The 15,247-nt window shown below is 68.5% G+C and carries 14 protein-coding genes; all 14 read left to right on the top strand.

Translation table 11 applies throughout. The annotated features are described in order from the left end of the window. Positions 1–80: 80 nt before the first annotated feature. The 14 genes from D7T59_RS15940 to D7T59_RS15875 all read left to right on the top strand — a co-directional run bounded on the left by D7T59_RS15940 (position 81) and on the right by D7T59_RS15875 (position 15,183). Positions 81–1,973: a S8 family serine peptidase gene (locus D7T59_RS15940; RefSeq protein ID WP_180852756.1), complete on the top strand. Its 1,893-nt coding sequence runs from the start codon at positions 81–83 to the stop codon at positions 1,971–1,973. Positions 1,974–2,110: 137 nt separating this feature from the next. Further along, positions 2,111–3,832: a type II secretion system ATPase GspE gene (gene gspE / locus D7T59_RS15935; protein ID WP_049428792.1), complete on the top strand. Its 1,722-nt coding sequence runs from the start codon at positions 2,111–2,113 to the stop codon at positions 3,830–3,832. Between the two features lie 24 nt (positions 3,833–3,856). Continuing rightward, positions 3,857–5,077, top strand: coding sequence for a type II secretion system protein XpsF (xpsF, locus tag D7T59_RS15930; protein WP_164138577.1), 1,221 nt, complete (start codon positions 3,857–3,859; stop codon positions 5,075–5,077). A gap of 49 nt (positions 5,078–5,126) precedes the next feature. Then, a complete protein-coding gene (gene gspG, locus D7T59_RS15925) occupies positions 5,127–5,570 on the top strand; it encodes a type II secretion system major pseudopilin GspG (RefSeq protein WP_004142831.1) in 444 nt (147 codons plus the stop codon). 6 nt (positions 5,571–5,576) lie between these two features. Continuing rightward, entirely contained in the window at positions 5,577–6,071 is a 495-nt protein-coding gene (gene xpsH, locus D7T59_RS15920; protein ID WP_180880434.1) for a type II secretion system protein XpsH, read from the top strand. After that, complete coding sequence (gene xpsI, locus D7T59_RS15915; RefSeq protein ID WP_164138573.1) at positions 6,068–6,493, top strand: type II secretion system protein XpsI; 426 nt, start codon at positions 6,068–6,070, stop codon at positions 6,491–6,493. The genes xpsH and xpsI overlap by 4 nt, the downstream gene beginning before the upstream one ends. Beyond that, complete coding sequence (locus D7T59_RS15910) at positions 6,490–7,122, top strand: type II secretion system protein J (protein ID WP_180852758.1); 633 nt, start codon at positions 6,490–6,492, stop codon at positions 7,120–7,122. The genes xpsI and D7T59_RS15910 overlap by 4 nt, the downstream gene beginning before the upstream one ends. Continuing rightward, on the top strand, positions 7,119–7,982 hold the full coding sequence (locus D7T59_RS15905; protein WP_164138569.1) for a type II secretion system minor pseudopilin: 864 nt from the start codon (positions 7,119–7,121) through the stop codon (positions 7,980–7,982). Before D7T59_RS15910 ends, D7T59_RS15905 begins: the two co-directional genes overlap by 4 nt. After that, positions 7,979–9,124, top strand: a complete 1,146-nt coding sequence (locus D7T59_RS15900; RefSeq protein ID WP_164138567.1) for a PilN domain-containing protein — start codon at positions 7,979–7,981, stop codon at positions 9,122–9,124. The genes D7T59_RS15905 and D7T59_RS15900 overlap by 4 nt, the downstream gene beginning before the upstream one ends. Next, positions 9,099–9,812 carry a type II secretion system protein GspM gene (gene gspM / locus D7T59_RS15895; RefSeq protein WP_180852759.1) on the top strand — a complete coding sequence of 238 codons (714 nt, stop codon included), beginning with the start codon at positions 9,099–9,101 and terminating at the stop codon, positions 9,810–9,812. The genes D7T59_RS15900 and gspM overlap by 26 nt, the downstream gene beginning before the upstream one ends. Beyond that, the gene (locus D7T59_RS15890) at positions 9,802–10,596 is read left to right on the top strand and encodes a general secretion pathway protein GspN (RefSeq protein ID WP_180852760.1); all 795 of its coding nucleotides are present in this window, start codon (positions 9,802–9,804) and stop codon (positions 10,594–10,596) included. Before gspM ends, D7T59_RS15890 begins: the two co-directional genes overlap by 11 nt. A 9-nt stretch (positions 10,597–10,605) precedes the next feature. Then, entirely contained in the window at positions 10,606–12,807 is a 2,202-nt protein-coding gene (gene gspD, locus D7T59_RS15885) for a type II secretion system secretin GspD (RefSeq protein ID WP_164138561.1), read from the top strand. A gap of 688 nt (positions 12,808–13,495) precedes the next feature. Beyond that, positions 13,496–14,347 carry a glycosyltransferase family 2 protein gene (locus tag D7T59_RS15880; RefSeq protein WP_164137210.1) on the top strand — a complete coding sequence of 284 codons (852 nt, stop codon included), beginning with the start codon at positions 13,496–13,498 and terminating at the stop codon, positions 14,345–14,347. Continuing rightward, positions 14,344–15,183, top strand: a complete 840-nt coding sequence (locus D7T59_RS15875; RefSeq protein WP_164137209.1) for a glycosyltransferase family 2 protein — start codon at positions 14,344–14,346, stop codon at positions 15,181–15,183. The genes D7T59_RS15880 and D7T59_RS15875 overlap by 4 nt, the downstream gene beginning before the upstream one ends. The last annotated feature ends 64 nt before the right edge of the window (positions 15,184–15,247 follow it).

Here is a 15,247-nt window from a genome sequence, read left to right as displayed (position 1 = left end):
CCGGCTGGGCCGGCCGGGAGTCGTCAAGGAATGATGGCCGCAGTGTTGGTTCGATCCATGACCCAGAAGAGGAATTCGACGTGATCAAGAAGCAGAACCTTCGCATCAATGTGTTGGCAGCCGCCGTGCTGTCGCTGACCGGTGTTGGCCTGGCACAGGCCACCGACCTGAAAGCAAATGCGCCGTTGTCCGGCCCGAAGACGCAGCAGGTTGATGGCATCATCGTGAAGTACCGCGCTGGCAGCGCCGCAGCTGCCGATGCAAACGCCAAGCTGGCGGTGGTCAACTCGGCCATCGCGCGTGCCGTGCCGGCAGGCACCAACGCGGCTGCGCGCAGTGCCGCGCTGCGCCCGCAGGTGGCCCGCAGGCTCGGCATCGGCGCCGACCTGATCCGCCTGCAGGGCAGCATCGCGCGCGCTGATCTGGACAAGGTGCTGGGTGAGCTGAAGGCCGATCCGACCGTCGAGTATGCGGTGGCCGACGCCGTCATGTATCCGATCGATGCCGCGTCGTCGCCGCGCGCGGACGCCGTCGCCAAGTCCGATGCGTCGCCCAGCTTCGTGCCCAACGATCCGTACTACCAGAGCCACAACTGGCACTTCCACAACCCGGTCGGCGGCGTCAATGCACCGGCCGCATGGGACGTCTCGCAGGGCGAGGGTATCGTGGTGGCCGTGCTCGATACCGGCATCCTGCCCGAGCACCCGGATTTCGCCGCCGGCACCCTGCTGGAGGGCTACGACTTCATCAGCCAGGCCAGCCGCTCGCGTCGTGCCGCCGACGGCCGCGTGCCGGGTGCACTCGACTACGGTGACTGGATGCCCACCGCCAATGCCTGCTACGAAGGTTCGCCGGTACGTGACAGCAGCTGGCACGGTACCCATGTGACCGGCACCATCGCCGAGGCCACCAACAACGGCCTGCATACCGCCGGCCTGGCCTACAAGGCCAAGGTGCTGCCGGTGCGCGTGCTCGGCTACTGCGGTGGCACCCTGTCGGACATCACCGACGCCATCACCTGGGCTTCGGGCGGTACCGTGGCCGGCATTCCTGCCAACCAGAATCCGGCCGAGATCATCAACATGAGCCTGGGCGGCTCCGGCAGCTGTGATCCGGCCTACCAGGCGGCCATCACCGGTGCCACCAACCGCGGTACCCTGGTGGTGGTGGCAGCCGGCAACGACTCGATGAATGTCGCCAATGCCCGCCCGGCCAACTGCGATGGCGTGGTCTCGGTCGGCGCGACCGGCATCACCGGCGCCATGGCCTACTACTCCAACTTCGGTACCCGCATCGATCTGTCCGGCCCAGGCGGTGGCGTCACCGACGGCAATCCGAACGGCTATGTCTGGCAGGCGGTGTCCAGCAGCAAGACGTCGCCGCCGGCAGCCGGTTCCACCGAGGGGTACACCCTTGGCGGCAAGGCCGGTACCTCGATGGCGGCACCGCATGTGGCTGCCGTCGCCGCGCTGGTGCAGAGCGCACTGATCGCCGCCAACCGCGACCCGCTCGCACCGGCAGGCATGCGGACCCTGCTGAAGGAAACGGCACGTCCGTTCCCGGTCAGCATTCCGTCCGCCACCCCGATCGGTACCGGCATCGTCGACGCCAAGGCTGCGCTGGACAAGGCCCTGGAAGAGCCGTGCACCGAGAACTGCGGGCCGGTGGCCAAGCCGCTGACCAACAAGGTGGCCATCGGCGGGTTGAGTGGTGCCGCCGGCAGCAGCGTGCTTTACAGCTTCGAAGCCGCGGCAGGCAAGCAGCTCAGCGTCATCACCTATGGTGGCACCGGCAACGTCTCGGTCTACCTGGCCAAGGGCCGCGAGCCGAGTGCCACCGACAACGATGCGCGCTCGACCCGCCCGGGCACCTCGGAAACGGTGCGCGTGACTGCAGCGACCGCTGGCACCTACTACATCAAGGTGGTGGGCGAGGCGGCATACAGCGGCGTGAGCATTCTCGCCACGCAGTAAGCGCGCAGTGCGGTAGTTGAATGGCCGAAGCCCGTCACCCGCATGTGACGGGCTTCGTCTTTTTACGAAAGCGGGCGGCGGGGCGACGGAAATCACGGCGTAACTGCTAAAGTCGAGCCGATTGACAGGAGAGTCACGTGAACGCGCTTGCTGCAACCGCCGCCGACGACGCCGAAGGTCGCATCCTGGATGCGTTGCTGGCGCGTGGCCGCCTCAAGGAGGGCGATCTTGCACGGGCTCGGCCGCTGCACGCGGAGGCGGGCGGCAGCCTGCTCGGCCTGCTGGTGCGGCTGGGGCTGGTATCCGAACGTGACCAGGCGCAGGCGAGCGCCGAGGTGCTGGGGTTGCCGCTGCTGGATGGCAAGCAGTTGCCGGATTCACCGCCCCAGGGCCTGGCCGAGGGCCTGCCGCTGTCCCTGCGTTTCCTCAAGCAGTTCCATGTATGCCCGCTGGCGCTGGATGAACAGGGTGTACGGCTGTGGCTGGCCGATGCCCACGATCCCTATCCGCAGCAGGCCGTGCAGCTGGCGCTGGGCGTACCGGTGACGCCGGTGCTGGGCATGCGTGCGGAGATCGATGATCTGGTCGAGCGCTGGTTCGGCCAGGGCCGCAGCGCGATGGGCGCGATCGTTGAAACCGCGGACGGCGAGGGCGGCGCGGTCGACGATATCGAGCACCTGCGCGACCTCGCCTCGGAAGCGCCGGTGATCCGCCTGGTCAACCTGGTGATCCAGCGTGCGGTGGAGCTGCGCGCTTCGGACATCCATGTCGAGCCGTTCGAGAGCCGGCTGAAGGTGCGTTACCGCGTCGATGGCGTGCTGGTGGAGGGCGAAAGCCCGCCGGCCAACCTCACCGCAGCGGTGATCAGCCGCATCAAGATCATGGCCCGGCTCAACATCGCCGAGCGTCGCCTGCCGCAGGATGGCCGCATCATGCTGCGCGTGCAGGGCAAGGAGCTGGACCTGCGCGTGAGCACGGTGCCGACCGCGCACGGCGAGAGCGTGGTGATGCGCCTGCTCGACCGCGAAACGGTGGTGTTCGATTTCCATCGGCTCGGTTTTACCGATGCGTTCCTGCCGCAGTTCCGCAAGGTGCTGGAACAACCGCATGGCATCCTGCTGGTCACAGGCCCGACCGGTTCGGGCAAGACCACCACGCTGTACACCGCGCTGAGCCAGCTCAACACCGCCGACGTCAAGATCATCACGGTGGAAGATCCGGTCGAGTACCAGATCGAGGGCATCAACCAGATCCAGGCCAAGCCGCAGATCGGCCTGGACTTCGCCAACGCCCTGCGCAGCATCGTCCGCCAGGACCCGGACATCATCATGATCGGCGAAATGCGCGACCTGGAAACCGCGCGCATCGCGATCCAGTCGGCGCTCACCGGCCACCTGGTGCTGTCCACCCTGCACACCAACAATGCGGCCGGCGGCATCACCCGCCTGCTCGACATGGGTGTGGAGGACTACCTGCTCACCTCCACCATCAACGGCATCCTGGCCCAGCGCCTGGTGCGCCGGCTGGAACCCACCCACGCCGAGCGCTATGAAGCCTCGCCGGAGGAGATCGAGCGTTTCGAGCTGCGCCGCCTGCAACCGGAAGGGCCGATCCATCTATACCGCCCGAAGCCTTCGGCACTGGCGCCGACAGGTTACCTGGGCCGCACCACCATCATGGAATTCCTGGTGATGAACGATGCGCTGCGCCGCGCGGTGATGCGCCGCGATGGCATGGGCGAGATCGAACGCATCGCCCGCGAAGCCGGCATGCGCACCATGTACGAAGATGGCCTGGCCAAAGCGCTCAGCGGCCAGACCACCATCGAGGAAGTGCTGCGCGTGACCGAGGAAAGCTGATGCGCGCAGGATGCCGGGGCTGACATGCCGAACTACCGCTACAAGGCGCTCAATCCGCACGGCGAGATCTTCGACGGGCAGATGGAAGCAGCCAGCGAGGCCGAACTGGTCGCGCGCCTGCAGGATCAGGGCCACCTGCCGATGGAAACGCAGCTGGCCGATGGCGGCGCGGTTGGCGGCAGCAGCTGGCGCACGCTGCTGCGCCAGCGCCCGTTGCAGGGCGCGGCGCTGCTGCAGTTCACCCAGCAGCTGGCGACCCTGCTTGGCGCCGGCCAGCCGCTGGACCGTGCACTGTCGATCCTGCTCGGTCTGCCGGAAGACGAACGCTCGCGGCGCGCGATCACCGACATCCGCGACGTCGTGCGCGGCGGTGCGCCGCTGTCGACCGCGCTGGAGCGCCAGCATGGTCTGTTCTCGCGGCTCTACGTGAACATGGTGCGTGCCGGCGAGGCCGGCGGCAGCCTGCACGAGACCCTGCAGCGGCTGGCCGACTACCTCGAACGCAGCCGCGCGCTGCAGGGCAAGGTGATCAACGCACTGGTCTATCCGGCCATCCTGCTGGTGGTGGTGGGCGGTGCGCTGCTGTTCCTGCTCGGTTACGTGGTGCCGCAGTTCGCGCAGATGTACGAAAGCCTGGACGTGGCGCTGCCGTGGTTCACCAATGCGGTGCTGCAGCTGGGCCTGTTCGTGCGCGACTGGTGGGTGCTGCTGCTGGTGGTGCCCGCAGTGCTGGCACTGTTCTTCGAACGCAAGGTACGGCAGCCGGCGTTCCGGCTTGCGCTGGATGGATGGCTGCTGCAGCGTCGCGGCATCGGCCGCCTGCTGGGCGAACTGGAAACCGCACGGCTGGCGCGCACGCTGGGTACCCTGCTGCGCAATGGCGTACCGCTGCTGGGTGCGTTGGGCATCGCCCGCAATGTGCTGGGCAACCGCGCCTTGGCCGCCGACGTGGAAACGGCCGCCGATGAAGTGAAGAACGGTGCCGGGCTGTCGCTGGCGCTGTCACGTGGCAAGCGATTCCCGCGGCTGGCGCTGCAGATGATCCAGGTCGGCGAGGAGTCCGGCGCGCTCGATACCATGCTGCTGAAAGCTGCCGACACGTTTGAACAGGACAGCGCCCGTCGCATCGACCGTCTGTTGGCAGCGATGGTGCCGGCGATCACCCTGGTGCTGGCCTCGGTGGTCGGTGCGGTGATCGTGGCCGTGCTGGTGCCGTTGTACGACCTGACCAATGCCATCGGCTGATGATGGCTCCCTACGCAACCCCGACACTCCGCAACTGAAAGGACCGACCATGATTGCTTCCCGTCGACCGATCCGCCTTTCCTTCACCGCCGCGCGCAACCAGTCGGGCATGAGCCTGCTGGAGATCATCATCGTCATCGTGCTGATCGGCGCGGTGCTGACCCTGGTCGCCAGCCGCGTGCTGGGTGGTGCCGATCGTGGCAAGGCGAACATCGCCAAGGCCCAGGTGCAGACCGTTGCCTCCAAGGTCGACAACTACCAGATCGATACCGGCAAGCTGCCCGGCTCGCTCAACGATCTGGTGACCGCACCGGCCGGTGTCGGCGGCTGGCTGGGCCCGTACGCCAAACCGGCCGACCTGAATGACCCGTGGGGCCACGCACTGGAGTACCGCGCGCCGGGCGAAGGCCAGCCTTACGAGCTGATCAGCCTGGGCAAGGACGGCAAGGCCGGTGGCAGCAGCGTCGACGCCGACATCCGCTACCAGCCGTAACCGGGCATGCCGCATTTCCTGCCGCGCCGGCTGCCTCGCCCGCGCCTGCACGGCWGGCGCGCGGCGGGCCTGTCGCTGCTGGAAATGCTGCTGGTGATCGCGCTGATCGCGGCGATCGGCCTGATCACCGCCGCGGGTCTGTCGCGCGGCTTTGCCGGCATGCAGCTGCGCAGCGCCGGTAAGGACATCGCCAACCAGCTGCGCATGGTGCGTGCCCAGGCCATCGCGCGCGGTGAACCGCAGCGCTTCGTGATCGAACCGGCGCGTCGCCATTGGCAGGGCGCCAACCAGCGGCAGGGCGATGTACCGATGCAGCTGCAGGTGCAGTTCGAAGGCGCCGCGCAGCTGGCCACCGCGCCGGGGCAGGGCGTGATCGAGTTCCATCCCGATGGCGGCTCCAGTGGCGGCCGCATCCGCCTGCAGCGTGAGGGCGCCGAATGGCGCATCGATGTCGGCTGGCTGACCGGCGAGGTCCGCTCCGGCCCGTGGCAGGCACCATGAAGCGGCGGGCGCGTGGTTTCACCCTGCTGGAAGTGATCATCGCCTTCGCCCTGCTGGGCCTGGCGCTGACACTGCTGCTGGGCAGCCTGTCAGGTGGCGCGAAACAGGTCCGCGAGGCCGAGCTGCGCACGCGAGCGGTGCTGCATGCGCAGTCATTGCTGGCCGAAGCCGGCGTCGCCACGCCATTGCAGGTCGGCAGCCAGCAGGGCGACTGGGAACAGGGCCGATACCATTGGGAGCTGCAGGTGCAGCCATGGGTTGAGCCGCGTGCCGGCAACGCGGCACAGGCACAGGCGCAATCGCCGGGGGCTCCCTGGCTGGCCGAGCTGCAGCTCCAGGTGCGCTGGGGCGACGGCGAACGCGAACACCTGCGCTGGCGCAGCCTGCGGCTGCTGCCGCCGGACCTGGAGAGTGCGCGATGAAGCACCGCGCCGCAGGCTTTACCCTGGTGGAAGTGATGCTGGCCACGGTGCTGTTGGCCGCTGGCCTGGCGTTGGCGTTCGCCAGCGTGCGCTCGGCGATGGCGGTGAGCCAGCGTGGCGAGCAGATCGCCGCCGGGAGCGAACGCATGCGTGCGGTCGAGGCCCTGCTGCGGCGACAACTGGCCGGTGCGCTGCGCACGCCGCTGGAAGTGCCCGATCCCACCCGCGAACCGGTCTTCTTCCAGGGCGAAGAGCAGCGCATGCTGTTCGCCGCCGATCTGCCCGGTTATCTCGGCCGCGGTGGGGCGTACCTGCATGCATTGCAGGTGGACGGCCGCAGCGGCCAGCAACGCCTGCTGCTGGACCTGGTGCTGCTGCAGGAAGGCGAGCGCATTGCCGAGAATCCGCCGCGCCCGCCGGAGGTGCTGGTGGAGAACCTGAAATCGGTGCAGCTGCGCTATCGCGGCATCGATGCCAGCAGCGGCCAGGTGACTGACTGGATGCCGCGCTGGGACGACACCCGGCGCCTGCCGATGCTGGTGGAGATCCAGATCGTGCCCGCCCAGGGGGCCCCCTGGCCTGCACTGGTGGTCGCTCCGCGCGCGGGCGGCAGTGGAGGTGCGCGGTGAGCCGGGTGCGAGGGGCGGCGCTGGTGCTGGTGCTGTGGCTGATCGCCCTGATGACGGCGCTGGTGGGTGCGTTCGCGTTGAGCGCGCGGGTCGAGCATCTGCAGCAGCGGGTGCTGGATGATGATGCGCGTGGCCAGGAGCGTGCACGAGCGGGACTGGAGTACGCGCTGACGCGCCTGTCCGCCGATCCGCAGCGAGCGCCCTGGCGTGCCGATGGCCGTGTCTATCGCTGGCAGTTCGATGACGCCAGCATCGAGATCAAGGTGCTGGACGAGAACGGCAAGATCAACCTGAACCTGGCCGACGTGGCCCTGCTGAGCGCCTTCCTCAAGGCGTTGGGGGAAGACGAAGCGCAGGCCCGCCAGCTGGCCGGCGCGATCGTCGACTGGCGTGACGAGGACAGCCTGCTGCAGCCCGGCGGCGGTGCCGAAGCGCCCGACTATGCCGCAGCAGGCCTGCCCTATGGCCCCCGCAACAAGCGTTTCGAGACACTCGGCGAGCTGCAGCGGGTGCTCGGCATGCGCGGGCCGCTGTACCAGGCCATGCTGCCGCACCTGACCCTGTACAGCCGGCAGGCGCGGCCGGATCCGCAGTTCGCCAGCGCACCGGTGCTGACCGCACTGGGCATGGATGCGGACACCGTGCTGGCGCAGCGCGCCCAGCAGGAGCGTGACGCAGATACCGCTGGCGGTGCGGCAACGCTTGCCAGCAGCAGCGGCACCTATAGTATCGAGTCTCGTGCAACCGACGGCAGTGGACGCCGGTCGGTGTTGCAGGCAGTGGTACGCAATGGCTCGGGCGGGGTTCCCGGGCGGTCCTACACAGTGCTTCGCTGGGAGCAGGGAATGACAGCAAGATGACGGCTTGGCAGGACAGTGTGCGGCAGGTGCAGGGCCGGATCGGCCCGGGTGCCGGCCGTTTCCTGCGCTGGTGGCGGCAATCGCTGCTGGCGTGGGTGCCGGCCCGTTGGCAATCGGCGCTGGGCTGGGCACAGGCACGCCTGCTGCTGCAGCGCGAAGGCGACCAGCTCCAGGTCTGGCATGAGGCGGGTGAGCGGCGCGAACCGGTGGTGCGGCTGCCGTGGCCGCTGTCACCGGCCGAACTGGATCGCGTGCTGGAAGCCCGCCTGCGCAGCTTGCCGCGGGCGTGGCTGCTGCCAGCCGGCGATGTGCTGCGCCGGCAGCTGCGCCTGCCAGCGGCGGCGGCTGACCGCCTGCGTGCGGTGGTCGGCTTCGAGATCGACCGGCAGACGCCGTTCGAATCCAGCCAGGTCAGCTATGACGTGCGTGAACGTGGCGCGGCGGGCGAGGGCCAGCTGCAGGTCGAACTGGTGGCCTGGCCGTTGCGGCAGCTCGAGGCCTGGCGCAGCAATGTGGGCCAATGGGCCGACGTGCTGTCCGGTGTCGATGCCATTGATGCACAAGGCAACATCCTGCAGGTGAACCTGCTGCCGCCCGCGCAGCGTCAGCTGCAGGCCGACCCGATGCGGCGCTGGAACCTGCTGCTGGCGGTGGCCGCGGTGGTGATGCTGGTGCTGGCTGGCCTGCAGCTGCTCGACAACCGCCGCGCGGCAGCGGATGAACTGCGTGCCCAGGTGGAGCGCAGCGCGCGCAGTGCGCGTGGCGTGGCCAGCGAACGTGCCCAGTTGCAGGCGCTGATCGACGGTGCCGCGTTCCTGGAAAAGCAGCGCGGCCAGCGCGCGGGTACGGTGGAGATCTGGAACGAACTGACCCGGCGCCTGCCGGAAGGGACGTACCTGGAAAAACTGGCCATCGAGAACAACAACCTGCAGCTGATCGGGCTCAGCCGGGAGGCATCGCAGCTGGTGCAGCTGCTGCAGGATGCGCCACAGTGGCGCAAAGTGAATCTGACCGGCGTGCTGCAGGCCGATGGTGCCGCCAGCGGCCGCGACCGCTTCACCATGACCGCTGAACTGCAGCCGTTGCCGGCGGCAGCCCCGAACCGGGAGGCGGCCGATGCCGATGCCAAGCGCACGCCGTGACCGCTGGCTGGCGCTGGCACTGCTGCTGGCAGTGCTGGGCCTGGCCTATCTGCTGCTGGTGCACCCATGGTTCACCCAGCCGCTGCGCGAGATCGATGCCGATGTCGCCGCACTGCGCGAACGCGAATCGCGCGTGCAGGCACAGCTGCAGCAGAAGCCGCAGATCGAGCAGCGCCTGCGAGCCACCCGCGAAGCCCTGCAGCAACGGCCGGGCTTCCTGGGTGAGGCCACAGCCGAGGCCGCCGCCGCTGCACTGGGCGCGAAGCTGCAGGATGCAGTGGCGATGGCCAGCCCGGGCAACCGCAGCTGCACCATCAGCAACCGCACGCCGCTCACCGACAACCGCCGGGACGCCGAGTTCGTGCGCGTGGCCATGCAGGTGCGCCTGCGCTGCGGCGTGGCCGAGCTGGCCACGGTGCTGCACAGCCTGGAAACTGGCAGCCCGCGCTTGTTCGTCGACAACCTCAACCTGATCGCGCAGCGCTTCCAGCAATCGCCGAATGAATCCGGGCTTGGTCTGGATGTATCGTTCGAGCTGGCTGGCTACCTGCTGCCGGGCGCTGCTGCCGATGGCAGTGCCCCGACACCTGCCGCCGAACCGGTGTCCGCGCCGCAGTCGCCTTCAGCGGCGCCAGTCCCCGCACCGGCTGCGCCGGTCGAGGGACAGGAGGTGGCCGATGAAACTTGAGCAGATCAGCCTGCGTACCGGTTTCCTGCTGGCCCTGGCCGGTTGGGCCGCGGCGGTCTGGTTGGCCACCGGTTTTGGCCTGGGCAGCGAGCTACCCGGTGCCGACGGCGATGCCGATGCGGCGCCTTCGCTGCCGGTGCTGCCGCCGTTGGCCGCAGAACGCATGCCCAGCGCCGACAGCTACAGCGCGATCGGCGAGCGACCGCTGTTCGCCGAGGACCGCAGGCCGAAGCCCTACCTGCTGGGTGGCAGCGAGCCTGCCGCCAGCGCCGCGCTGCGCTTGACCGGCGTGCTGCTGACCGGCGACTTCGGCATGGCCACCTTCACCACCGAACAGAATCGTTCGCTGCGCCTGCGCCTCAATGGCGAAGCGGTGGACGGCTGGCAACTGGTGGGGCTGGCGCCGCGCCAGGCCACGGTGATCGGCCCAAGTGGCAGCCAGGTGCTGGAACTGGCCGTGTTCAACGGCCAGGGCGGCGAGCCACCCACCGTACTGCGGGGTGCCAATGGCGCGCCGCCGGCGGGTGCGGTGGTTGTGCCGCCGCCGGCGGGCGCACCGCCGATGCCACCCCCACCTCCGGCTGCTGCAACCGCAACCGCGCAGCCGCAGCCCGCCAGCAGCGTGCCATCAGCCGCCGCCGCGGCACCTCCTGCCAACAACAACGGCCCCAGCGAAGCGCAGATGCAGGCCATCCGCGAACGCATCCAGGCCCGTCGCCGCCAGCTGCAGCAACAACAGCAGCAACAACCGTCGCCGCCCCCGGGCGATGGCACCAACCGATAGAGTGAATGCATGAGCCTGCGTTTTCTTCCCTGGTCCTTTGCCCTCGCGCTGCTGGTCGGCTGCAGCACCGTGTCCGCGCCGCATGTGCAACGCAAGGGCAACCTGTCGCCCACTGCCGAGGCCGGCCAGGCGGCCGAGGTCGCCGCCGATGCCGCCCGTGACGCCCAGGGGGCTCCGCAGGCCGTGATCCGCCGCGGTACCGGCACCATGATCAACCGCGAAGCCGCACGCGCACCGGCACCGGCGTTGCATGGCGCCAGCACCGGCGAGGCCACCTTCAACTTCGAAGGCGAGTCCGTGCATGCGGTGGTCAAGGCCATCCTTGGCGACATGCTGGGCCAGAACTACGTGATCGCACCGGGCGTGCAGGGCACGGTCACCCTGGCCACGCCCAAGCCGGTGTCGCCGGCACAGGCGTTGAACCTGCTGGAAATGGTGCTGGGCTGGAACAACGCCCGCATGGTCTACAGCGGCGGCCGCTACAACATCGTCGCCGCCGACCAGGCATTGGCCGGCACCGTCGCGCCGAGCACCGCACCGGCGGCCAGCGCACGTGGTTTCGAAGTGCGGGTGATCCCGCTGCAGTTCATCTCCGCCACGGAGATGAAGAAGGTGCTGGAGCCGTACGCGCGGCCCAACGCCATCGTCAACGTCGACAGCGGCCGCAACGTGATCACCCTCGGTGGCACCCGCGCCGAACTGGAAAACTACATGCGCACCGTCGAGATCTTCGACGTCGACTGGCTGTCGGGCATGTCGGTGGGCGTGTTCCCGATCCAGTCGGGCAAGGCCGAGCAGGTCGCTGCCGATCTGGAGAAGGTGTTCGGCGAGGAGAGCAAGACCCCCAGCGCCGGCATGTTCCGTTTCCTGCCGCTGGAAAACGCCAACGCGGTGCTGGTGATCACCCCGCAGGTGCGTTACCTGGACCAGATCCAGCAGTGGCTGGACCGTATCGATACCGCCGGTGGCAGCGCCCGCCTGTTCTCCTACGAACTGCGTTACATCAAGGCGCGCGATCTGGCCGAGCGGCTCAGTGAAGCCTTCGCCAGCAGCGGCAACCGTGGCGGTTCCAGCCCTGCCTCGCTGGCACCCGGCGCGATTCCATCGCAGCTGGGCAGCGACGGCGAGCGCGGCATGGACAGCAACACCAGCAGCAGCTTCGGTTCGACACCGGGCAGCAGCTCCGGCAGTGGCAACAGCGGCAGCATGAACCTGCCGCAGCGTCAGTCCGGCAACGTCAGCGTCAGCCTGGAAGTGGAAGGCGATCGCGTGGGCGTGTCGGCGGTGGAGGAAACCAACACCCTGCTGGTGCGCTCGACCCCGCAGGCCTGGCGCTCGATCCGGGAAGTGATCGAGAAGCTGGACGTGATGCCGTTGCAGGTGCACATTGAAGCGCAGGTGGCCGAAGTCGCGCTGACCGGCGACCTGAAGTACGGCGTCAACTGGTTCTTCGACAATGCCGTGCTCGGGCAGAAGCTGACCGGCGCCCTGGGCGGCGTGACCCTGCCGGCCGCCGCGGGTGGCTCCTGGAGCAGCTTCGCAGGTGCAGTGACCGGTGGCGAAGGCCTTGGCTGGGCGTTCACCGGCCACAACGGCGCAGCGGTGGTGAGTGCGCTGGACAAGGTCACCGACGTACGCCTGCTGCAGACCCCGTCGGTGTTCGTGCGCAACAACGCCGAAGCCACGCTCAACGTGGGTGACAAGGTGCCGATCAACACCACCACGGTGAACACCGGCATCGGCACCAGCAGCTACAGCTCGGTGCAGTACATCGACACCGGCGTGATCCTGAAGGTGCGCCCGCGCGTGACCCGCGACGGCACGGTGTTCCTGGACATCGTGCAGGAAGTGAGCAGTGCCTCGGACGTTCCGGAGAACTGCAACCCGACCGAGCGCAACTGCAACCCGCGCATCTCCACCAAGAAGCTGTCGACCGAAGCGGCGGTGCAGAGCGGCGACACCATCATGCTGGCCGGCCTGATCACCGATTCGGCGACCGATGGCAGCAGCGGCATTCCCGGCCTGAGCCGGATTCCGGTGGTCGGCGCCCTGTTCGGGCAGAAGACGCGCACCAGCCGTCGTTCGGAAGTGATCGTGCTGCTGACCCCGAGCATCGTGCGCAACGGCCAGGAAGCGCGCACGCTGACCGACGAGTACAGCCAGCGCTTCCGCGCGATGGAACCGCTGAACCAGCCGCGCGCGAAGAAGTAAGGGGTTTACCGCCGGGCTGCGCCCGGCACCCGCAGAGGCCAAAGCTGGAGCAACAGCAACAGCAACAGCAACAGCGGGTTTACTGAGGGATGGCGGGGCACTGTGGGTTTGCGGGGACGCCGTAAACCCCCCTCCGGGGTCCGGCCCAGCCGCTGGCGGCTGTGCGTTCGGGCGCTTGCGAGGCATGCCTCGCAGGCAAAGCGCCCTCACCCATGGGGGCTCGATGGCGCCATCCATGGCGCCGACGGTCCTGCCAACCCACAGTGCCCCGCCTTCGACGGTGTCCTGCTGCTGTTGGTAGGTGTCGACCTTGGTCGACACGCTGGATCCATGCCATGCGTGGATGACTCTCCATCGAAATCGAATATTTCGAGATCCGAAACATCTGAGCCGAGCATGGCTCGGCTCTACAGACGGCAACGCCCGACAGATCGCGGAAAACTGTCGAAGGCGGGGTGGGTCCGGTTGTGGGGGCGTGAGCCGCATGGATGCGGCGACCGAGCTTACATGGACGTACTTGCAGCGTCCCCCGCAACCGGACCCACCCCGCCATCCCCCAGGAACCCAGCTTTTGCTCCGGCTGTTGCTTCGGCTCTGGCTCTGGCTCGGGCCTCTGCGGGTGCCGGGTGCAACCCGGCCGATACCCTCCCAGTGCTAGGCTGTGGTCACCGACAACCACGGAGGCGGGATGGGGGCGATCGTGTTGTTGCCGCTGTGCGTGGACGATGCTGCGCTCGATCGCTGCCTGGCCGCGCTGGATGCGGGCACCGCGCCGGGCACCGCAGTCTGGTTGGCCGACGATGCACAGACCGGTCCGCGTGCGCAGGCGGTGGTCGAACACTGGCTGGCGCATACGCCGCTGCAGGCCGAATACACCCGCCGCGCGCGGCCACTGGGCGAAGTCGCCCACCTTGATGAGATGCTGCGCGCCTGCGACGGCCTGGATGTGGCCGTGCTGGCTCCGGACAGCGTGCCGGCACCCGGTTGGCTGCAGCAGCTGCAGGATGCCTTCGCCCGCGATGCCGCGATCGCCACCGCCACGCCCTGGTGCAACGCGGGTGAAACCGCCGCGTGGCCCCGGCTGGGCGAGATCAATCCGGAACCGGACGATGCGGCGCTGCTGGCACAGACCTGCGCCGCCTTGCCGACGCTGCACCCTGAACTGCCATCGGCGGTCACCCATGCGGTGCTGGTGCGTGGCAACGCGCGCCGTCGTGCCGGTGGCCTGGACGTGGACAGCTATGCCGGATGGAACGCGGCCCTGGTCGACCTCAGCCTGCGCATGGCCGGCCTGGGCTGGCGCAACGTGCTGTGCGAGACCGCCTTTGTCAGCCGGGCGGGCGAGGCGGTCAGCCGCGATGGCGACCTCGAGGCGCTGGCTGCGCGTTGGCCTGGCTGGGTGCCGCGCCTGGCCGATTTCCTGATGCACGATCCATTGCATGGGCTGCGCGCCGACCTGCAGCAGCGCATGCGGCAGGCGATAATGCCGAAGGAACAGGGTGACCTGTTCGTTCCTTCCGCGCCGGAGCCACCCGCTTGAATGTTGCCATCGCCGCCATCGTCGTCACCTACCAGAGTGGCAGCACCATCGATGCCTGCCTCTCGCGCCTGCGCCAGGCGCAGGACGTGGCCGAGATCCGGGTGATCGACAACGGCTCGCTGGATGGCACGCTGGACATCGTGCAACGGCATGCCAGCCACGATCCCCGCGTGCGTTTTGTCGGCAATCCTGACAATCCCGGCTTTGCCGCTGCCAACAACCAGGGGGTGGCCGATTCGCACAGCCCGTGGCTGGCCTTCATCAACCCGGACCTGATGGTCGAGCCCGATACCCTGGCCGAGCTGCGCAGCCGTGCCGAGGGGGTGGGTGATTGCCTGCTGGGTGTCGAGCAGCTGGACGAGCATGGCCATGCCGACGAGGCGGTGCGCCGTCGTGATCCGGATTTCCTGTTGATGCTGCGTTCGCCCGGCAAAGGCTCGAAGCTGGCGGTCCCGCGCGACCCCCAGCAGTCGCTGCAGCGGGTGCCGGCGCTGTCCGGTGCGCTGCTGATGATGCCGCGTGCGCTGTTCGACCGCATCGGTGGCTGGGACGCCGGCTATCGCCTGCACGCCGAAGACCTGGACCTGTGCCGGCGCGCACGTGAGGCAGGCGCGGTGGTGGCGATCGCCAACGACCTGCAGGTCACCCACGTGCGCGGTGTCTCCAGCCGCTCACGGCCGTTCTTCGTTGAATGGCACAAGCACAAGGGCCTGTGGCGCTATTTCCAGAAGTTCGAAGCGAAGCAGCGTTCGCTGCCGGTGCGTGCCGCGGTATGGGGCGCGATCTGGGCCCATGCGCTGATGCTGGTGCCGCGCCTGCTGCGCAGGTCGTTGTAGAGCCGAGCCCACGCTCGGCTCAGGCAGATCCAGCCGAGCGTGGGCTCGGCTCTACGAAAGGTGG

The sequence above is a fragment of the Stenotrophomonas maltophilia genome, assembly GCF_013464915.1.
In the GTDB taxonomy this organism is placed as follows: domain Bacteria; phylum Pseudomonadota; class Gammaproteobacteria; order Xanthomonadales; family Xanthomonadaceae; genus Stenotrophomonas; species Stenotrophomonas maltophilia_AT.
This window is presented reverse-complemented; position numbering and strand designations above follow the sequence as displayed.